This is a genomic window from Rathayibacter rhapontici (assembly GCF_001995175.1).
Lineage (GTDB): Bacteria > Actinomycetota > Actinomycetes > Actinomycetales > Microbacteriaceae > Rathayibacter.
This window is the reverse complement of the sequence record NZ_MUKN01000002.1, coordinates 1-18,999: the sequence shown is the minus strand read 5'-3', so window position 1 is coordinate 18,999 and position 18,999 is coordinate 1. Positions and strand designations below refer to the sequence as shown.

Below are 18,999 nucleotides of genomic sequence, written 5' to 3'. Positions count from 1 at the left end.
GACGACCGTCTGCGCCGTCTCCACGACCCCAGCTCACCCGTCCGTCACGAAAGGCCGGTCGAACCGCTCCGCGACGACCGATCACGCCGGATCAGCGAGCGCTCACGGAGACGACCGTTCGCGACGGATCGACGACACCGACCCGCCCCTCCGTCACGGACTTCCCGCCGAACCCCTCTGCAGAGATCGCGGCGGATCGCTCTCGTGGGGACGGTGGCTGGGGCCGGATCCCTGCGGAGCGCGTCTCGGCCGGGTCCCCGCGTCACCGCACCAGCATCAGGCCGACCGCGGCCGCCATCAGCGCCGGCTCGAGGACGGCGATCCGCTGCCGCGGCGTCGTGCTCGACCGCACCCGCGCCCCAGTGAGCAGCGCACCTCCGACCACGACGACGACGCACAGCACCACGATGACGGACGAGGCGTCGAGCGCCGCGTGCGCGTGGCCTCCCGCTCCGGAGTGACCCACGAGGAGAGCGCCCATCGCGACGGCCGCGAGACCGCGGTGCGCGCTCATCGTCGCCTCCCACGGCTCGGTGGAACGGCTCGCGGACGACGCGACGCCCGAGACGACGACCGCGACCGCCCAGAGCAGCGGCAGCACGGTGCCGAGCAGGGCGACGTCGATCATCGCGGCCAGCATGACGAGGGACGCCGCCCGCGTCCGGGCCTGCCCGCGGGGTTCTGCGAGCGTGCAGCAGGTCGCGAGCACCGAGGAGGCGAGCATCGCGAGAGTGACGAGCGGCACGTCAGCCGATGCGCGCCGCGGTCAGCAGGTCGACCGCCCGCTCGGCCACCGTCATGACCGTGCCCACGGGGTTCAGCGCCGGCAGCGTCGGGAAGACCGACGCGTCCACGACGCGCAGGCCCCGGACGCCGCGGACCCGCAGCTGGCTGTCGAGGACCGCGAGCGGATCGTCGTCGGCGCCCATCCGGCACGTGCACGACACGTGGTAGACGGTCTGGTGCGTCGCCCGCAGCACGGCGGAGAGATCGGCGTCGGTCTGCACGTGCTCGCCGGGGAACACCTCGCGCACGAGGTGCGAGGCGAACGGCTCCTCCTGTGCGACGCGGCGTGCCAGGCGCACTCCCTCGACGAGCATCCGCTCGTCCCTCCCCTCGAGGTCCGTGAACGCGCGGTAGTCGATCGACGGCGCGGCATCGGGATCGGGCGAGGTGATCCAGACACGCCCTCGGCTGCGCGGCTTCGCGACGTTCGGCGCCAGCGAGACGTTGTCCACCGGGATCTCGGCACCGGCGGCCTCGGCGTGCACGGTCCAGGACTGCAGAGGGATGTGCGTGGAGATGTCGGGCACCGTGCTGTCGGCGTCGACGCGGAGCACGTAGCCCGCGTCCCAGCCGGTGGCCGACACGTCGCTGCGGACGCCCCGCGACTCCCAGACGATGAGGCCCTCGGCGTGGTCCTGCAGGTTCTCGCCGACACCCGGCAGATCGACGAGCACGTCGACTCCCGCATCGGCGAGCACGGACGTCGGCCCGATGCCCGACCGCATCAGCAGCGCCGGCGAGTCGATCGCTCCGCAGCTCACGAGGACCTCTCGGTCCGCCCGGACCTCGCGCCACTGCTCCTCCACCCGGGCGCGAACGCCGACGGCCCGCCCCGACTCGATCAGCACCGTGTCGACCAGGGCACCGAGCAGCAGGGTGAGGTTCGGCCGCTCGACACCGTGGAGGTAGGCGCGCGAGGTGGAGGAGCGCAGGTTGGTCGCGGGGTCGTAGCCGATCTCGAAGAACCCGGCCCCCTCGGTGAATTCGACATCGTTCCACGTCGCCCGGCGCGGCAGGTCCAGCGCGGAGGCGGCGGCCTCGACCGCGTCGGCGATGGCGGGATTGCGGTCGGCGGGAGCGACCGGGGAGATCGGCGTGGCGAGGCGATCGAAGTACGGCGCCACGGCGTCGTAGCTCCAGCCGTCGACTCCCAGGGCCGCCCACTCGTCGAGGTCCCCCCGCAGCGGGCGCCAGCTGATCATGGTGTTCGCCGTCGAGCAGCCGCCGAGGATCCGCAGACGGGCCTGCCGGATGGCGGAGTTGCCCCGTGGCTGCTCGACGCTGCGGTAGTCGCGGTCGTACTCGCCCTCGAGCATCTCCGCCCAGCGGCGGATGGAGCCCGCCCGCGGCTCGTGCTCGTCGCTCGGGCCGGCCTCGATCAGGCACACCGAGACGTCGGGGTCCTCGCTGAGCCGCGCCGCGAGGATGCAGCCGGCCGTCCCGCCGCCGACCACGACGTAGTCGAACGCCTCCGGCTCAGCCATGGTGGATCAGCCCGAGGATCTCGCTGTAGTAGTGGTGGAACTCGGGGCTGCCGATCACCTCCGGGTCGCGCGGTCGGGGCAGGTCGATGGCGAACTCCGCGCGCACCTTCCCGGGGCGCGGGGTCATGGCGACGACGCGGTCCGAGAGGAAGACGGCCTCCTCGATGTCGTGGGTGATCAGCATGACCGTCATGCGGTTGCGCTCCCACACGGTGGTCAGCAGCTCCTGCATCGTGCGCCGCGTCAGCGCATCCAGGGCGCCGAACGGCTCGTCCATGAGGAGCACCTCCGGACCGTAGGCGAGAGAGCGGGCCAGCGCCACCCGCTGCTGCATGCCTCCGGAGAGCTGGGCCGGGAACGAGTCCTCGAACCCGGTCAGACCGACCTGCGCGAGCACGTCGCGGGCCCGGTCGACCCGCTGCCTGCGCGACATCCCCTGCTCCCCGCGCAGGGCGAAGACGACGTTGTCGATAGCGGTGAGCCAGGGCAGCAGAGTCGCCGACTGGAACACCACGCCGCGGTCGCGTCCGGGACCGTGGATGGGGGCTCCTCCGATCGACGCGACTCCGTCGGTCGGCGCCTCGAGCCCGGCGATGATCGAGAGGAGGGTGCTCTTGCCGCATCCGGACGCGCCGACGACCGAGACGAACTCCTGCTCGCCGAGCGTGAGGGTCACGTCGCTCAGGGCGTGGACGTCGCCGAACCTCTTGTCGACGCCGTCGACACGGACCTTGGGCTGGACGAGGGTGGGCGACGACATCAGGAGCGTCCCTTCAGGTAGCGGAAGAAGCGCCGGCCGAGTGCGCGCATGAGCTGGTCGAACACGAGACCGAGGACGCCGAGCACGATGACGTAGGCGATGATCAGGTCGGTCTCGAGGAAGCGCTGCGCCTGGGTGATGCGGTACCCCATCCCGGAGGTGGCGGCGACGAGCTCGGCCACGACGAGCCAGGTCCAGGCCCAGCCGAGGCTGATGCGCAGCGCGTCCCAGATGCGGGGCAGCGCCGCCGGGAAGACGATGCGGATCAGGATCTGCTCGCGGGAGAGTCCGAGGGTGGCCCCGAGGTTGCGGTAGGACGCGGGGACCCGGCGCACGGCGTCGGCGAACAGCAGCACCTGCTGGAAGAACGTGCCGAGGAAGATGATGAGGAACTTCTGCGTGTCGTCCGTGCCGACCCAGAGGATGGTCAGCGGGACGAACGCCACGACGGGCATGTAGCGGATGAAGTCGATGATCGGCTCGACGGCCGCCTCCACACGGGCGATCGAACCGCAGAGCACGCCGATCGGGATCGCCAGCACCGTGCTCGCGAGGAAGCCGACCATGACGCGGTAGGTGCTCACTCCCATGTCCGACCAGAGCTCGCCGTTGACCGCCTGCTCGCCGAGCTTTCCGACGACAGCCGCCGGCGACGGCAGGAACAGCGGGTTCACGAGTCCGGAGAGGGTGACGGCGGACCACAGGACGAGGAGTGCCAGGAAGCCGAGCACGGCGGTGGTGATGTACTGCCGCCGAGTGAGGGCCGAGTCGATGACGGGCCGGGCCGGGCCGGCGGCGCCCTTCTGCCGCGCGAGGGGCGCGGTCTGGGGGGAGATCGTCATGGGCGGGCCTCCTGCCCGAGGGCGGTGATCACGATGCGGCTTCGACGAACGTGTCGTCGATGAGGCCGGCGAGGTCGGCGCCGCCCTCGAGCAGACCGATCTGCGCGGCGACCTCCTCGACCGTGGGCAGCACCGACTCGGAGTAGTCGCCGCCGAACCGGGTCTTGTTCTCCTCGAGCGAGTAGAACTCGACGCCGTCGAACGCGCTCGAGAGCGCCTCGACGTCGCTGCCGACGTTCTCGGCGATGATGGCGCGCGCCTCGTCGGTGTCGGACCGGTAGAACTCGATCGCGGGGCCCCAGGCGTTCACGACCTTCTGGACGGCGTCGGGGTTCTCGGCGAGGTAGTCGTTGTCCACGATCAGCACATCGCTGATGAGCCCCGTCTTCTCGGCGGCGGTGTAGACGACCTCGAAGTCGCCGGCGTTCCGCGCCTCCGAGATGTAGGGCTCGTAGGTGACGGCGGCCGGCACGCTTCCGCCGATCAGGGCGGTGGCGGCCTCGGACGGGTCCATCGGCACCGGGGAGATGTCATCGAGGCTGAGGCCCGCCTCCTCCAGGGCGTAGCGAGGAGGAGGTTGCTGACCGAGCCCTCCTCGAACGCCACGTCCTTCCCCGCCAGGTCGGCCACGTCGGTGATCGATCCGTCGGTGAGGATCGCGTCCGCGGTGAGCGAGGCGTCCAGGAGCAGGACGATCGAGATGTCGAGGCCCTGCTCCGCCAGCTGCAGGGCGGTGTGGCTCGCGACGTTCGCGACCTGGATGCGGTCCGAGGCGAAGGCGGCGCTCATGTCGGCGTCGTTCATGAAGCTCGTGATGGACACGTCGACGTCCTCGTCCTCGAAGTAGCCCTTCTCGTCGGCGACGTACCAGGGTCCGTATCCGAGCCAGGGCTGGATGCCCATGCCCACCGTCTCGGAGCCGGAGGAGGAGGGGGACGAGGCGGAACCACCCGCGCAGGCGGTGAGGCCGAGGAGGGAGGCGCCGGTGAGGGCGAGGGCCGTGCGGAGGGGGGCTGAGGAGCGGAGCATGATGTCCTTCCGGAACTGAGGAGCGGCGGGTGGGTCCAGCATCCGGACCTCGGACGATCACGTGCAAATAGCCGCCCGCGACACCGTACATCGATTATTTAGATGCAACTCGCCGGTAATATCGCCGTTACAAATGCGAAACACGGGCGACCGACGGTGGGAGCCTCACATTCCGCTCGCGAAGGGTCCCCATGCGCACGACGCTGTACACGAACGGCCTGCTCTACCTGGGGGCCGGAGAGTTCCGGCGCGGACACGTCGTCACCTCCGGCGACCGCATCGTCCGGGTCGCGTTCGACGACGACGCCCCGCGGCGGGCGGACTCCGTGGTCGACCTCGGAGGCGGCACGCTGCTGCCCGGGTTCCAGGACGCGCACGTCCATCCGCTCCTGGCCGGCCTGCAGCTGCTCGGCATCGACCTGGCCCCCGTCCACGACCGGGACGCCTACCGGCGCATCATCGGCGAGCACGCGGCGGCCGACCCCGACGCCCCGGTGCTCTCGGGCGGAGGCTGGTTCGGGGACGTCTTCCCCGGCGGCTTCCCCACGGCGCAGGACCTCGACGACATCGTCCCCTCGCGCCCGGTGGTCCTGCACAGCCACGACGCGCACGGCGTCTGGGTCAACAGCGCCGCGCTCGCGGCGGCCGGGATCGACGCCGCGACCCCCGATCCGGACGGGGGCCGGATCTTCCGGGACGCCGACGGCGCGCCCACGGGGGTGCTCGTCGAGGGCGCGGTCGGCCTCGTCGGCGGCCTCCTCGCCGACCCCGCTCCCGGCGTGCTCGTCGACGCCCTCCTCGCTGCGCAGCAGCATCTGCACTCGGTCGGCATCACGGCCTGGCAGGACGCGGCGGTCGGAGTGTCGGACCTCGGCCCGGACGCGCTGCCCGTGTACGAGGAGCTCGACCGCCGCGGTCTGCTCACGGCCCGGGTCGTGACAGCGCTGTGGTGGGACAGGACGCGGGGAATCGATCAGATCGGCGACCTGGTGGCGATCCGGGAGCGGCTCCGCGGGAGCGGCCGGCTGGACGGGGGCACGGTGAAGGTGATGGTCGACGGGATGGTCGAGAACCGGACGGCCGCGATGCTGGAGCCCTTCGACGGCACCGACGGGGACCGCGGCGTGACCTTCCTCGCTCCGGACGAGCTGGAGCGGGCGACCGCGGCCCTCGACGCCGCCGGCTTCCAGATCCACTTCCACGCCGTCGGCGACGCCGCGGTCCGCAGCTGCCTCGACGCGCTGGCCGCGGTGCGCGAGCGCACGGGCGTCTCGGCGAACCGCCATCACCTGGCCCACCTCGACCTCGTCGACGGCGACGACGTCGTGCGCTTCAGCGCGCTGGACGCCACCGCGAACGTCACGGCGCTCTGGGCGAGGAGCGACGATGAGATCAGGACCCGCAAGCTGCCGCTCCTGGGCCCGGAGCGGGCCCGGCGGCACTTCCCGTTCGCCGACCTGCGCCGCGCGGGGGCGCGGATCGTGGGCGGGAGCGACTGGCCGGTCACCGATCCGAACCCGCTCTGGTCGGTGCGCACGGCCGTCACGCGCACGGGCGTGCCCGAGGATCCGCACGCCGTCGGCGCCGTGGTCCTGACGGAGCCGCTCCTGCCGGAGCAGGCGCTGCCGCTGGCGGAGGCGCTCGACGCGTACCTCGCGAACGCCGCCTACATCAACCGCCTCGAGACGATGACCGGGACGCTCGCCGAGGGAATGCTGGCCGATCTCGTGTGGGTCGACCGCGACCTCCGGGAGGTGGACGCTCTCGGCTCCGCCCGGGTGCTGCGGACCGTCGTCGGCGGGGAGACGGTCTACGAGGCCGGCTGAGCCGCCTCCGCACCGCCCGCGCCCATGATCCGCGCGACGGCGAGGCGCGCCTGCTCGGCGAACAGCCCCGCCTTGCGCGTCATCGGTGACGAATCCGTGCGGCGCGCGAGCACGATGTCGAGCGGCCTCGTCGGCTCGATGATGCTCAGGCGGTGCAGCTCGCCGCCGGAGTAGGTGTAGCTGAGCTTGGGCTGCTGGTTGAGCAGCGTGAAGCCGTGGCCGCTGGCCACCATCGCGCGGACGCCCTCGAAGTTGGCGAAGCGGTACCGGACCGACGGTCGGAGCCCCTGGTCGGTGAAGGCCTGCAGGAAGTAGTCGCGGCTCACGGGCAGATCGAGCAGCACCATGGGCTCGTCGACGAGGTCGGCGAGCCGCACGGCCGAGCGGCCCGCGAGCGGATGCGTCGAGCCGACGGTCACGTAGAGCGGCACCTCGGCCAGCACCTCGCGCGTGATGTCGACGTCGAGGCCGAGGTCGTAGGTCAGGGCGATCTCGATGGCCTGGTGGTGCAGGGCGTCGTTCACCGCGTCGGCGAGCAGCTCGGTGACGTCGAGCTGGAGCTCGGGATGCGCCTCCTCGAGCGCGCTGACGATGCTCGGGAGGTAGAACGGCGCGAGCGTGCGGAAGCAGCCGACGTTCACCCGCCCGGCGGTGTTCTCGGGTCGCAGTGCACTGACGGCGTCGTCCACCGCGGCCAGGATCCCGCGGCTGCGCTGCAGGAAGTCGATCCCCTGCGTCGTGAGCTGCAGACCCTTGGCGCGTCGCCGGATCAGCAGCTGGGTGCCGAGCGACTTCTCGAGATTCGCGATCGACGTCGAGATCGCCGACTGCGCGACGAACAGCTCCTCGGCGGCCCAGGTCATGCTGCCTCGTTCCGCCGCCGCGACGAAGTAGCGGAGCTGGGTGAGCGAGATGTCCGGCTTGTGGGTCGGCCGCATCGGAGCCCCTCGTTTCGAATGTGTTTCGGAGATATTGCGGACTGCTTTCATCTCGATAATAGATCTCCACGTCCGGGTTCCGCTATTTGCTCCGCCGCCCGACGCTTCACAGACTCGTGTTGTCTCCCTCCCCCGATCGAAAGCCGCGCAGTCACCCATGGCGTCCTCTCCCTCCCCCACCCCTCCCGACCTCCGCGACACGGAGGTGATCGTCGTCGGCGCCGGTCAGGCGGGGGTCGCCATGAGCGAGCACCTGACCCGGTCCGGGATCCGCCACGTCGTGCTCGAGCGCGGCCGCGTCGCCGAACGGTGGCGGTCGGAGCGGTGGGACTCGCTGGTCACGAACGGACCCGTCTGGCACGACCGCTTCCCGGGGATGGAGTTCCCCGACGTGGATCCGGACGGATTCGCGACGAAGGATCAGGTCGCGGAGTACATGAGCACCTACGCGGCACGGTTCGGCGGTCCGGTGCGCTGCGGCGTGGAGGTCACGGCGGTGCGCCGGGTGCCGGGAGCCGCCGGTTTCGACGTCGAGACGACCGACGGCCGGTACCGGGCCCGGTACGTGGTCGCCGCGACCGGGGCGTTCCAGAACCCCGTGATCCCCGCGCTGGTCCCGGCCGATGCGGGTGTGACCCAGATCCACTCGTCCAGCTACCGGAACCCGCAGCAGCTCCCCTCCGGCGCGGTGCTCGTCGTCGGAGCCGGCTCGTCCGGAGTGCAGATCGCCGCGGAGCTCCAGCGCGCCGGGCGCCGGGTCCACCTCGCCGTCGGTCCGCACGACCGTCCGCCGCGCAGCTACCGCGGGCGCGACTTCGTCTGGTGGCTGGGCGTGCTCGACAAGTGGGACGCCGCGACTCCTCCCCACGGTGCCGCGCACGTCACCATCGCCGTCAGCGGCGCCGACGGCGGACGCACGGTCGACTTCCGGCGGCTGGCCGCCGAGGGTGTCGTCCTGGTGGGCCGCGCGAACACCTACGAGGACGGTGTCGTCGGCTTCGGCGACGACCTCGCCCGCAACATCGCCGCCGGGGACGCGAACTTCCTCAGCGTCCTCGACGAGGCCGACGCCTACATCGAGCGGCACGGCCTCGACCTCCCCGAGGAGCCCGAGGCCCGGGTGCTCGACCCCGATCCCGCCTGCCTCACCGACCCGATCCGCGAGCTGGATCTCGCCGGAGCGGGAGTGACGTCGATCGTCTGGGCGACCGGCTTCACGTCCGACTACGGCTGGCTGCCGGAGGGCGCGCTGGACGAGGACGGGCGGCCCCGCCATCGGCGCGGCGTCTCCCCCGAGACCGGCGTCTACTTCCTCGGCCTGCCCTGGCAGTCGCGGCGCGGGTCGAGCTTCATCTGGGGCGTCTGGCACGATGCGAAGCACGTCGCGGATCACATCGCGATCCAGCGCACCTACGCCTCGTACCGGCCCTCGGTGACCGCCGAACCGCTCGCACCCCTGGCACTGGAGGCCTCCCGATGACCGCGCACACCCGCATCCGCCCCTTCAACACCAAGGCCACCTATCCCGAGCAGTCCCTCGACAACGACCTCTGCCAGGCCGTCGTCGCGGGCGGAGTCGTCTACCTGCGGGGTCAGATCGGGCAGGACCTCGACACCCGCGAGAGTGTCGGGATCGGCGACGTCGAGGCCCAGGCCGAGAAGGCGATGGCGAACATCGACCTGCTACTCCGGGAGGCGGGCTCCCGCCTCGAGGACGTCGTGAAGGTCGTGGTCTACCTCACCGACATCCGCTACCGAGAACCGGTGTACCGGGTGATGGGGCGGTGGCTGAAGGGGGTCCACCCCGTCTCGACCGGTCTCGTGGTCGACGCCCTCGCCCGACCCGAGTGGCTGGTCGAGATCGACGCCACCGCGGTGATCAGCGATCCCGCCGACGACGCCGAGGTGATCCTGTGACGCTCTCGCTCGTCGCCGGCGCCGACGGCGCCTTCGGCGTCGTGATCTCGTCGTCGAGTCCCGCGGTCGCCTCGCGGTGCGCGCATCTGCGTGCCGGAGTCGGTGCGGTGGCCTCGCAGAACGTCACCAACCCGGCGCTCGGGGCGCTCGCGCTCGACGCCCTCCAGAGCGGCGCGAGCGCAGCCGACGCGATCGCGGCGGCGCTGGCGACCGACGGGTACGCCGACTACCGGCAGGTGACCGTCGTCGATGCGGGCGGCCGCGTCGCCGTCCACTCCGGATCCCAGGCCCTCGGTGTCCACGGCGAGTCCGTCGGCGACGGGTGCGTCGCCGCCGGCAACCTGCTCGACAACGACGGCGTGCTCGACGCGATGGTCGACGGCTACTCGGTGGCGGCCGGCGCCCTCGAGGAGCGGCTGCTCGCCGCTCTCGAGGCGGCCGCCGCCGCCGGCGGCGAGGCGGGTCCGCTCCGCTCCGCGGGCCTGTCGGTCGTCGAGCAGGCCTCGTGGCGGGTCACGGATCTCCGGGTCGACGATCACGACGACCCCGTGAGCGAGCTCCGCCGCCTCCTCGAGCTGTGGCTGCCGCAGAAGGACGCCTATCTGACCCGCGCGCTCTCCCCCGGCGCGGCGCCCTCGTACGGCGTCCCCGGCGATGAGTGACCCGGCGGCCCGGGCGGCCGGCCTCAAGGGACGGGTCGCCGCGACGATCCGGGACCGCCGCGACGGGATCATCGCAGTGAGCCGCGCGCTCCACGCCGCCCCCGAGACGGCGTGGAACGAGCACGCCTCCGCCGCTCTGCTCGCGGACGAGCTGGAGCGCCTCGGAATGACCGTCACCCGCGGCGCGGGAGGACTCGAGACCGCGTTCGTGGCCTCGGCCGGCAGCGGTGCGCGCACCGTCGCGGTCGTCGCCGAGTACGACGCGCTCGCGGGGCTCGGCCACGCGTGCGGCCACAACATCATCGCTGCGGCTGCGGTCGGCGCGGCCGCGGCGCTCGTCCCCCTGGCGGGAGCGCTCGACGCCGTCGTGCAGGTGATCGGCACGCCTGCGGAGGAGGGCGGCGGCGGCAAGATCCACCTGCTCGAGGCGGGAGTGTTCGACGACGTCGAACTCGCGATGATGATCCACCCCGGCCCGGCCGACGCGCTCTTCGCGCGGCCGCTCGCCGTCGCGCACTTCGACGTGGAGTACACGGGACGCGCCTCGCACGCGTCGGCCTACCCGACGCTGGGGATCAACGCGGCGGACGCCTTCACCGTCGCGCAGGTCGCGATCGGGCTGCTCCGCCAGCATCTCCCGTCGGCAGTCCGCGTGCACGGCGTCGTCCGTGAAGCGGGCACGGCCCCCAACGCGGTCCCCGGCTCCTCGCTGGGCAGCTGGTACGTCCGCGCGGCGACGCTCGAGGAGCTGGAGACCGCGTTCGGCCGGGTCACCGCCTGCTTCGAGGCCGGCGCCCTCGCCACCGGCTGCACGATCGACATCCGCGAGACGAGCCCCCGCTACTCGGAGTTCCGCACCGACGACGCCCTCGCCGCCGCCTTCGCCGCGAACGCCGCCGCGATCGGCCGCGACATGGACGCCGACGAGACGCGTCCACCCGGGATGAACACCGCCTCGACCGACATGGGGAACGTGTCGCGCAGGATCCGCGCCCTGCACCCCTACCTCGGCATCGACTCCGCTCCCGCCGTGAACCATCAGGCGGAGTTCGCGGAGGCGACGGTCCGTCCGGCGGGCGACCGCGCCGCGCTCGACGGAGCGCTGCTCCTGGCGCAGACGATCGTCGACGCCCTCCTCGACCCGCCGCATCCCGACCCGCTCGACCTCGACCAGGAGACCGCACATGCACACGCACGCTGACTGGCAGCGCCTCGCCGAGACCCTCGAGCCGCGCACCCGCGCCTACATCGACGGAGCCTTCGTCGACGCCTCCGACGGGGAGACGTTCGACACCGTGAACCCCGCGACGGGAGCGGTGATCGCCCGCGTCGCCCGCGGGCGCGCGGCCGAGATCGACCGGGCGGTGACGGCCGCACGGCGCTCGTTCGAGTCCGGCGTGTGGTCGCGAGCCGCTCCGGCCGAGCGCAAGCGCGTGCTGCTCGCGGTCGCCGAGGCGATCCGCGACGCGTCCGACGAGCTCGCCCTCCTCGACTCCCTCGACGGCGGCAAGCTCATCTCGGACACCACGAGCATCGACGTCCCCGGCAGCGCCGCGATCCTGCAGTGGTACGCCGAGGCCGTCGACAAGGTCTACGGAGAGGTCGCCCCGACGGGCGGTACGGATCTCGCCGTCGTCACCCGTGAGCCGGTCGGAGTCGTCGGCGCGGTCGTGCCGTGGAACTACCCCCTCGAGACGGCGATCTGGAAGCTCGCTCCCGCGCTGGCCGCGGGGAACAGCGTCGTGCTGAAGCCCGCCGAGGAGACTCCGCTGTCGGCACTGCGCCTGGCCGAGCTCGCGACGGCCGCCGGGCTGCCCGCCGGAGTGCTCAACGTGGTGCCGGGCTACGGCCACGAAGCCGGTCAGGCCCTCGGCCTGCACGACGACGTCGACGTGATCGCGTTCACCGGATCGACCGCGATCGGCAAGAAGTTCCTCGAGTACTCGAGCCGGTCCAACATGAAGGCGATCCAGCTCGAGTGCGGCGGCAAGAGCGCCAACCTCGTCTTCGACGACGTCGCCGACCTGGACGCGGTCGCCGACGCCGCCGTCGCCGGGATCTTCACGTGCAGCGGCCAGGTCTGCTCCGCGAACTCCCGCCTCCTGGTGCAGCGCTCGATCGTCGACGACCTCACGGACCGCATCGCGGCCCGCGCCCGCGCGATGAGCGTCGGCGATCCGCTCGACCCCGGGACGGCCATGGGGCCCCTGGTCAGCGCGGGGCAGCTCGCTCGCGTGCGCGAGCACCTCGACGCCGCCCGCTCCGTCGCCCGCCTCGTCACCGGAGGAGGCGCGCCGGCCGGAACATCCGGAGGCTTCCACCTCGAGCCGACCGTGTTCGCCGACGCCCCCTTCGACAGCGCCCTGTGGCGGGAGGAGATCTTCGGCCCCGTGCTGGCGATCGCCGCGTTCGACGACGAGGACGAAGCCGTCCGCCTCGCCAACGACAGCGTCTACGGCCTCGCCGCCTCGGTCTTCACGGACAGCGTCCACCGGGCGCTCCGCGTCTCGAAGGCGCTCCGAGCGGGCACCGTCTCGGTCAACACCGTCGATGCGCTCGACGTCGTGACTCCCTTCGGCGGCACCAAGCAGTCCGGGTCCGGGCGCGACCTCTCGCTGCACGCCCTCGACAACTACACCGCCCTCAAGACCACCTGGTTCGCCGGGCGCTGAGCCCGACACCCTTTCCGGAGACACCATGACGCATCCGCTCGACCGACTGACCGCCGATGAGATCGACCTGAACCGCCGACTCGTCCTCTCCGACGGCTTCGACGAGGACGCCACGGCGTTCATGCTCGTCAACCTCATCGAGCCCGAGAAGTCCTCCGTCCTGGACGGGACGGCCACCACCCGACGGGTGGGCAGCGTGCTGCTCGACCGGAGGGACGGCACCGTGTCGGAGGTCACCACCGACCTCACCGCGAGCCGTCTCGAGTCCCGGCGCACCGTCGACGTCACCGAAGAGGGTCAGCCGCCGATCGTCCTGGAGGAGTTCGACCGGATCGAGGAGCTGCTGCGCGCCCACGAGGGCTGGGTCGCCGGCATGCGCCTGCGCGGCATCGAGGACGTCTCGCTCGTGCGCATCTCGGCGCTGTCGGCGGGGCGCTTCGGCCTCCCCGGCGAGGACGGTCGGCGGATCGTGCGCTGCCTGGCGTTCCTCCAGCTCGACGCCGACGACAACGCGTGGGCGCATCCGATCGACGGGATCGTCGCGTACGTCGACCTGGTGACCGGCGAGGTGGTGAAGCTGATCGACGACACGGTCTTCGACATCCCCCGGGAGCGCTACAACTTCCACCGCCCCGAGGAACTGCCGGAGCCGCGCCGCACGCAGAAGCCCCTCGTGATCACCCAGCCCGAGGGGCCGAGCTTCCAGGTCGACGGCGACGTCGTCGAGTGGGAGAAGTGGCGCTTCCGGATCGGCTTCAACCAGGTGGAGGGCCTGACGCTGCACGAGATCGGCTTCACCGACGGCGAGCGCCACCGCCCGATCGCGCACCGGGCGTCGATCGCCGAGATGGTCGTGCCCTACGGCGATCCGAGTCCCGTGCGGTTCTGGCAGAACTACTTCGACGCGGGCGAGTACTCGCTCGGCAAGTCGGCCAACTCGCTGGCGCTCGGCTGCGACTGCCTCGGCGAGATCCGCTACTTCGACGCCACGATCGCTGCGACCGACGGCCGACCGCAGACGATCCGCAACGCGATCTGCATGCACGAGGAGGACGCCTCGATCCTCTGGAAGCACACGGACGAGTACTACCACTCGACCGACGTGCGACGGAATCGTCGCCTGGTCGTGTCCTTCTTCATCACCGTCGGCAACTACGACTACGGCTTCTACTGGCACTTCTACCTCGACGGCCGCATCGAACTGGAGTGCAAGGCGACCGGAGTCGTGTTCGCCTCCGCGTATCCAGGAGCGCAGCCCGACGGCAGCGACTACCCCTGGGCCTCCGAGATCGCTCCCGGCATCGGCGCGCCCTACCACCAGCACCTCTTCTCGGCCCGGCTCGACATGACGCTCGACGGCGTGCGCAACGCCGTCGACGAGCTCGAGGCGAAGCGCGTGCCGATCTCGGACGCGAACCCGTACGGCAACGGGTTCACCCTGGCGACGCGCCGGCTGACGACCGAGCAGGACGGAGTGCGCGACGCCGACGGCAAGAAGGGCCGCGCCTGGCACATCGTGAACCCCGAGGTGCGCAACGTCGTGGGCAAGCCGGTCGGATACATCCTCCGGCCGGAGGGGCAGCCGAGCCTCCTCGCTGATCCGGAGTCGTCGATCGCACGCCGCGCCGCCTTCACGACGCACGACCTGTGGGTCACGCGGTACTCGCCCACCGAGCGGTACCCGTCGGGCGAGCTCGTCAACCAGAACGACGGCTTCGGGACGATCGACCGGTGGATCGAGCGCGACGCCGACATCGACGGTCAGGACATCGTCGTCTGGCACACGTTCGGCCTCACCCACTTCCCGCGGACCGAGGACTGGCCGATCATGCCCGTCGACAGCACGGGTTTCTCGCTCGTGCCGCACGGCTTCTTCGACACGAACCCGACCCTCGACGTGCCCGCTCCCGTCCCCGCGCACGGCAGCTGCCACTCGGGCGCCGCGAGCTGCCACTGCGGCGACGGGCACGACTCCTGCGCGTGCTGACCCGGCGCGGCGCGTGACCGCCGACCTCCGAGGGCCCGGCGTCAGACGCGTCCGAGGCTGACGATGTCCTCCAGGAACTCCGCGGCGACCTGCGGCGACACCGTCGCCCGGGTCGAGGCGATCGCCGCCGCGTAGTCGTCGGTCGACGGGCCGGAGTCGTCGGCGCCCGAGTAGACCGCCGACTCCAGTGCCGTCTGCGACGCCTTCCGCGCCGCGTACTCGATGTCGGCCGGCGAGAAGCCCTCGGTGCGCTCGACGAGCACGTCGACGTCGACGACCGCGGCGGCGGGGATGTAGCGCGCCCAGATGGCGCGGCGGGCCTCGGCGTCGGGCAGGCCGATCGGGATCACGTAGTCGAAGCGGCCGTGGCGCAGGAACGCCGAGTCGATCGCGCGGATGAAGTTCGTGGCGCAGATCAGCAGCCGGTCGGGCTGCTCGCGGAAGGCGGGGATCAGCTTCAGCAGCTCGTTCGTCACGCCCTGCATGGGCGAGGGCGGCTCGCCCTGCCGGTGCGAGGCGATCTCCTCGACCTCGTCGAGGAACACGACCGCGCGCTCGAGTCCGGCGATCGCCTCGAAGGTCTGGCGGAGGCCGCCCGCGAGACCGGCCGGATCGGCGGCGAGCCGCGAGGGGAACACCTCGACGAACGACCACTCCAGGCGCGAGGCGATGGCCTTCGCGAAGGTGGTCTTGCCGGTGCCGGGCGGGCCGAAGAGGACCACGGAGCGCGGCGGGGCGACTCCGTAGCGCTCGGCGAGACCCGGCCGCGCCAGAGGCATCACCAACCGGCGCTCCAGCAGCTCCTTCTCGGCGGTCATGCCGCCGACCGCGTCCCACAGGCCGCGCGGCAGCACGCGGCCGCCGAGCTCGGCGAGCAGCCGCAGCTCCTCCCCCTGCACCGGCACGCGCCGCTCGAAGTAGTGCAGGTTCTGCCCCACCTCGAAGCCCTGGCGGAGGAACGCGCCCACGCGGGTCTCGGCCGCGGGCATCAGCGCCGACAGCTTCGAGATGCCGGCGGGCGCCATCCGCGACTCAAGTGCCGCGAGCAGCGCGGAGCCGATCCCTCGGCCCCGGTGCTCGGGAGCCGTCGCCAGGAACACCACCCAGCCCTGGGCGTGCGCGGCGCGGCCGACCGCCGCCCCCACCACCCGGTCGTCGACCAGCGCGACGACGGCGTGGTCCTTCGCGCACGACGCCAGCACCTCGGCGAGGTTGTAGACGGGCCTGGCCTCGGAGGCGTTCACCTGCTCCCAAAGGCGCAGCACGCCGTCGACGTCGTCGGAGTGGTGGTCGCGGATCCGCCAGCCGGTCACGCGGCACCCACCGGCAGCCGGTCGCGGTCGTAGGTGATCGTGTCGTAGCCGTGCGGAGCGGGCCGGCCGTCGTCGCCGAGGCTCACGAACACGAGGCGCTCGATGACGAGGATGCTGCGCCGGGTGATCATGTTGCGCACCTCCGCGCGCATCGTCAGAGAGGTCCGGCCGAAGGACGTGGCGCGCAGGCCCATCTCGATCAGGTCGCCCAGCACGGCGGAGGAGACGAAGTCGATCTCGGAGATGTACTTCGTCACGGCGCGCGGGTTGCCGAGCTGGAGGATCGCGTAGATCGCGGCCTCCTCGTCGATCCAGCGCAGCAGGCTGCCGCCGAAGAGGCTGCCGTGCGCGTTCAAGTCCTCCGGACGCACCCAGCGGCGCGAGCGGAAGGTGACGCTCTCGTCCTGGTGGTCCGGCACGACGGCTCAGATCACCGGGAGCAGGATGTCCCGCACGAGCGCGTCGAGCTGCGCGTCGGCGTCCAGGAACTGGCGGAGGGTCCGGCGAGTGGCTCCGAACGAGTCGAACTCGTCGATCGTCATGCCGTCCTCGAGGTAGGCGCGGCGGAACTCGGGGAGGCGCTCGAGCAGCGTCGCGAGGATCTGCGGCGGCACCGGGACGTCGATGCGGTCGGGCTCGGCTTCGATGCCGTTCTCGTTGATGAGCAGCTGCCACTCGAAGGGCGGCGAGACCACGAGGTCGCCGCCGACGAGCTCCGACCACTGCAGGTGGTTGCGGAACGCGGCCGACAGGATCCGGGAGCGGTAGCCGCGCTCCTGGAAGATCCGGTACGCCTCCTTCAGCGCGGCGACGCCGCCCCACTCGAGGTAGCCGGGGTCGAGGAGCAGGCGGTCGGCGGCGGCCGAGGCCTTCAGCCAGTCGTCCAGGCGCCCGCCCATGATGGTGACGACGCTGCCGAACTCGCGCTCGGGCTCGCCGTCGGAGGCGCGGGCGTCGAGACCGCGCTCGATCGCCTCGGCCACGGCGACCGCCTGGGCGACGGTGAACGAGACGGTCGCGTTGATGCTCACTCCGCGGCGGGTGGCCTTCTCGATGGCCTCGATGCCGACCTTCGTCGCGGGGATCTTCACGATGATGTTCTCGGCGAGGTGCGAGAAGTGCACGGCCTGCTCGACGAGGGCGTCGGCGTCGCGGTGCAGGCGCGGGTCGGTCTGCACCGAGAGCCGGCCGTTGCGGCCGCCGCTCTCGCGGAAGGCGGGGAGGAGCAGCTCGGCGGCCTGGACCGACATCTCCTCGATCGCGAGCCAGCCCAGAGCGCTCTCGCCCAGCGTGGGGTGCTCGGCGGCCAGCTCGGCCAGGCGCGGGCCCCAGACGTCGAGGTTCTTCCGGATGGTCGTGTAGGCGATGACCGGGTTGCAGGTCGCGCCGACGGCGCCGAACCCGATCGACCGGGTCAGCTCCGAGAGGTCCGCCGAGTCGTTCCAGAGACTCGTCGGACTCGCCTGCGCCGCCCGGGCGAGCGGGGTGCTGGTGTCGCTGGTGGTCCGGACGGTGCTCATGGAGGCTCTCTCTCGACGGGGCAGGAGGACCAGAGCGGGGCGCCTTCGTCCTTATGTCCTAACATACTGTCTTTCTGATGCTCGCGCGACCCGACAATCGGCCGATATGTCAGGATGGGACACCGACGAGCGAGAGCGGAGCCCATGCCCCAGGACGAGCAGATGCTGCCCCCCGACTTCTTCCTCGGGCTCGACCGCTCCGGTCCGGTGCCGCTCTACTACCAGGTCTCGAACCTGCTCGAGAAGGCGATCCTCGACGAGACGCTGCCGGCCGGCGCCCGCCTCGAGAACGAGGTGGCGCTCAGCGCCCGACTCGGCCTGTCGCGGCCCACGATCCGCCGCGCGATCCAGGAGCTGGTCGACAAGGGCCTGCTCGTGCGCCGCCGCGGCATCGGCACTCAGGTCGTCCACGGCCGGGTCACCCGCAACGTCGAGCTGACCAGCCTCTACGAGGACCTCGAGCGCACGGGGCAGAAGCCCGAGACGACGCTCCTCTCCTTGTCCGTCGAGGGCGCCGACGAGAAGGCGGCCGAGGCGCTCGGCGTCGCGGCCGGCAGCCCGACCCTGCACCTCAAGCGCGTGCGCTCGGCCGACGGCGTCCCGCTCGCGATCCTCGACAACGTGCTGCCCGAGGCGTTCGTCGATCTGGACGAGGAGTCGCTCGCGCGCCACGGGCTGTACCAGCTGCTGCGCGGACGCGGAGTCACGATGCGCGTCGCGAAGCAGCGGATCGGCGCGCGCTCGGCCACCGCCTCCGAGAGCCGCCTGCTCGACCTGCCCAAGGGCGCGGCCGTGCTGACGATGGGGCGCACGGCCTTCGACAGCTCGGGCCGCGCGGTCGAGTACGGCCAGCACTGCTACCGCCCGGACCTGTACTCGTTCGAGATCACGCTCGTCGAGCGCTGACCCCGGGTCTGCCGCCGATCCGTCGCGAACGGCCGCCGCAACGCGCGCGCAGCGGCCGTCCGTGACGGATCGACTCGTGCGACAGCACACTCGCCGAGCGACGAACCACTCCCGCGTCTGGCTTCGATGATCCGTCAGGGAAGGCCGTCGAGCCGAGCGCGAAGCGGCCGTACACGACGGATCAACGCCGCGGGCGAGGAGACCACATGCCTCGAGCGGCGGATCAGTCGCGGTCAGGCGTCCATCCGTCACGAACGACCGCCGAGCCGGGCGCGAAGCGGCGGTACGTGACGGATCAACGCTGCGGGCGAGGAGACCATGCGCCTGGAGCGGCGGATCAGTCGTGGACAGGCGCCC

Annotated in this window: 16 protein-coding genes and 1 pseudogene; 8 read left to right on the top strand and 9 right to left on the bottom strand. The window is 71.8% G+C overall.

Annotation, left to right across the window (positions count from 1 at the left end; genetic code table 11):
- Positions 1-262: 262 nt before the first annotated feature.
- From B0T42_RS00930 to B0T42_RS21790, 5 genes and pseudogenes are all read right to left on the bottom strand, one after another.
- On the bottom strand, positions 263-745 hold the full coding sequence (locus tag B0T42_RS00930) for a hypothetical protein (protein ID WP_077221572.1): 483 nt from the start codon (positions 743-745) through the stop codon (positions 263-265).
- Position 746: 1 nt separating this feature from the next.
- Positions 747-2,270, bottom strand: coding sequence for a GMC family oxidoreductase (locus tag B0T42_RS00925; RefSeq protein ID WP_077221571.1), 1,524 nt, complete (start codon positions 2,268-2,270; stop codon positions 747-749).
- A complete protein-coding gene (locus tag B0T42_RS00920; protein WP_077221570.1) occupies positions 2,263-3,030 on the bottom strand; it encodes an ABC transporter ATP-binding protein in 768 nt (255 codons plus the stop codon). Before B0T42_RS00920 ends, B0T42_RS00925 begins: the two co-directional genes overlap by 8 nt.
- A complete protein-coding gene (locus tag B0T42_RS00915) occupies positions 3,030-3,872 on the bottom strand; it encodes an ABC transporter permease (protein WP_077221569.1) in 843 nt (280 codons plus the stop codon). Before B0T42_RS00915 ends, B0T42_RS00920 begins: the two co-directional genes overlap by 1 nt.
- 298 nt (positions 3,873-4,170) lie before the next feature.
- Positions 4,171-4,901 (bottom strand): annotated as a pseudogene (locus B0T42_RS21790) (ABC transporter substrate-binding protein); the annotation flags it as partial.
- A gap of 191 nt (positions 4,902-5,092) precedes the next feature.
- On the opposite strand from B0T42_RS21790, the gene B0T42_RS00900 reads away from it, so the two are divergent.
- On the top strand, positions 5,093-6,727 hold the full coding sequence (locus B0T42_RS00900) for an amidohydrolase (protein ID WP_077221567.1): 1,635 nt from the start codon (positions 5,093-5,095) through the stop codon (positions 6,725-6,727).
- Here B0T42_RS00900 and B0T42_RS00895 read toward each other — a convergent pair.
- Positions 6,712-7,665: a LysR family transcriptional regulator gene (locus tag B0T42_RS00895; protein WP_158077997.1), complete on the bottom strand. Its 954-nt coding sequence runs from the start codon at positions 7,663-7,665 to the stop codon at positions 6,712-6,714. The two genes, B0T42_RS00900 and B0T42_RS00895, sit on opposite strands and share 16 nt — an antisense overlap.
- A gap of 157 nt (positions 7,666-7,822) precedes the next feature.
- Here B0T42_RS00895 and B0T42_RS00890 point away from each other — a divergent pair, with 157 nt between their 5' ends.
- From B0T42_RS00890 to B0T42_RS00865, 6 genes are read left to right on the top strand one after another with little or no spacing between them, the layout of a single operon-like run.
- Positions 7,823-9,145: a flavin-containing monooxygenase gene (locus B0T42_RS00890; RefSeq protein ID WP_077221565.1), complete on the top strand. Its 1,323-nt coding sequence runs from the start codon at positions 7,823-7,825 to the stop codon at positions 9,143-9,145.
- The gene (locus B0T42_RS00885) at positions 9,142-9,582 is read left to right on the top strand and encodes a RidA family protein (protein WP_077221564.1); all 441 of its coding nucleotides are present in this window, start codon (positions 9,142-9,144) and stop codon (positions 9,580-9,582) included. The genes B0T42_RS00890 and B0T42_RS00885 overlap by 4 nt, the downstream gene beginning before the upstream one ends.
- Positions 9,579-10,244, top strand: coding sequence for a DUF1028 domain-containing protein (locus B0T42_RS00880; RefSeq protein WP_077221563.1), 666 nt, complete (start codon positions 9,579-9,581; stop codon positions 10,242-10,244). Before B0T42_RS00885 ends, B0T42_RS00880 begins: the two co-directional genes overlap by 4 nt.
- The gene (locus B0T42_RS00875; RefSeq protein ID WP_077221562.1) at positions 10,237-11,445 is read left to right on the top strand and encodes an amidohydrolase; all 1,209 of its coding nucleotides are present in this window, start codon (positions 10,237-10,239) and stop codon (positions 11,443-11,445) included. Before B0T42_RS00880 ends, B0T42_RS00875 begins: the two co-directional genes overlap by 8 nt.
- Positions 11,429-12,916, top strand: a complete 1,488-nt coding sequence (locus tag B0T42_RS00870; RefSeq protein ID WP_077221561.1) for an aldehyde dehydrogenase family protein — start codon at positions 11,429-11,431, stop codon at positions 12,914-12,916. The genes B0T42_RS00875 and B0T42_RS00870 overlap by 17 nt, the downstream gene beginning before the upstream one ends.
- A 25-nt stretch (positions 12,917-12,941) precedes the next feature.
- Complete coding sequence (locus B0T42_RS00865) at positions 12,942-14,903, top strand: primary-amine oxidase (protein WP_077221560.1); 1,962 nt, start codon at positions 12,942-12,944, stop codon at positions 14,901-14,903.
- A 41-nt stretch (positions 14,904-14,944) separates the two neighbouring features.
- Here B0T42_RS00865 and B0T42_RS00860 read toward each other — a convergent pair whose 3' ends face one another.
- Genes B0T42_RS00860 through B0T42_RS00850 form a run of 3 tightly spaced genes read right to left on the bottom strand, consistent with a single transcriptional unit; the run spans position 14,945 to position 17,736 of the window.
- Positions 14,945-16,216, bottom strand: coding sequence for an ATP-binding protein (locus B0T42_RS00860; protein WP_077221559.1), 1,272 nt, complete (start codon positions 16,214-16,216; stop codon positions 14,945-14,947).
- Complete coding sequence (locus B0T42_RS00855; RefSeq protein ID WP_077221558.1) at positions 16,213-16,635, bottom strand: acyl-CoA thioesterase; 423 nt, start codon at positions 16,633-16,635, stop codon at positions 16,213-16,215. Before B0T42_RS00855 ends, B0T42_RS00860 begins: the two co-directional genes overlap by 4 nt.
- Positions 16,636-16,641: 6 nt before the next feature.
- Complete coding sequence (locus tag B0T42_RS00850; RefSeq protein ID WP_077221557.1) at positions 16,642-17,736, bottom strand: transaldolase family protein; 1,095 nt, start codon at positions 17,734-17,736, stop codon at positions 16,642-16,644.
- Between the two features lie 144 nt (positions 17,737-17,880).
- On the opposite strand from B0T42_RS00850, the gene B0T42_RS00845 reads away from it, so the two are divergent.
- Positions 17,881-18,642: a GntR family transcriptional regulator gene (locus B0T42_RS00845; RefSeq protein ID WP_077221556.1), complete on the top strand. Its 762-nt coding sequence runs from the start codon at positions 17,881-17,883 to the stop codon at positions 18,640-18,642.
- Positions 18,643-18,999: the final 357 nt, after the last annotated feature.

What these genes read in the sequence shown, in the direction of transcription:
- B0T42_RS00890 (WP_077221565.1), top strand. Translation starts at nt 7,823, where the DNA reads ATGGCGTCCTCTCCCTCCCCCACCCCTCCCGACCTCCGCGACACGGAG.
- B0T42_RS00900 (WP_077221567.1), top strand. Translation starts at nt 5,093, where the DNA reads ATGCGCACGACGCTGTACACGAACGGCCTGCTCTACCTGGGGGCCGGA.
- B0T42_RS00885 (WP_077221564.1), top strand. Translation starts at nt 9,142, where the DNA reads ATGACCGCGCACACCCGCATCCGCCCCTTCAACACCAAGGCCACCTAT.
- B0T42_RS00915 (WP_077221569.1), bottom strand. Translation starts at nt 3,872, where the DNA reads ATGACGATCTCCCCCCAGACCGCGCCCCTCGCGCGGCAGAAGGGCGCC.
- B0T42_RS00845 (WP_077221556.1), top strand. Translation starts at nt 17,881, where the DNA reads ATGCCCCAGGACGAGCAGATGCTGCCCCCCGACTTCTTCCTCGGGCTC.
- B0T42_RS00925 (WP_077221571.1), bottom strand. Translation starts at nt 2,270, where the DNA reads ATGGCTGAGCCGGAGGCGTTCGACTACGTCGTGGTCGGCGGCGGGACG.
- B0T42_RS00850 (WP_077221557.1), bottom strand. Translation starts at nt 17,736, where the DNA reads ATGAGCACCGTCCGGACCACCAGCGACACCAGCACCCCGCTCGCCCGG.
- B0T42_RS00865 (WP_077221560.1), top strand. Translation starts at nt 12,942, where the DNA reads ATGACGCATCCGCTCGACCGACTGACCGCCGATGAGATCGACCTGAAC.
- B0T42_RS00920 (WP_077221570.1), bottom strand. Translation starts at nt 3,030, where the DNA reads ATGTCGTCGCCCACCCTCGTCCAGCCCAAGGTCCGTGTCGACGGCGTC.
- B0T42_RS00895 (WP_158077997.1), bottom strand. Translation starts at nt 7,665, where the DNA reads ATGCGGCCGACCCACAAGCCGGACATCTCGCTCACCCAGCTCCGCTAC.
- B0T42_RS00875 (WP_077221562.1), top strand. Translation starts at nt 10,237, where the DNA reads ATGAGTGACCCGGCGGCCCGGGCGGCCGGCCTCAAGGGACGGGTCGCC.
- B0T42_RS00870 (WP_077221561.1), top strand. Translation starts at nt 11,429, where the DNA reads ATGCACACGCACGCTGACTGGCAGCGCCTCGCCGAGACCCTCGAGCCG.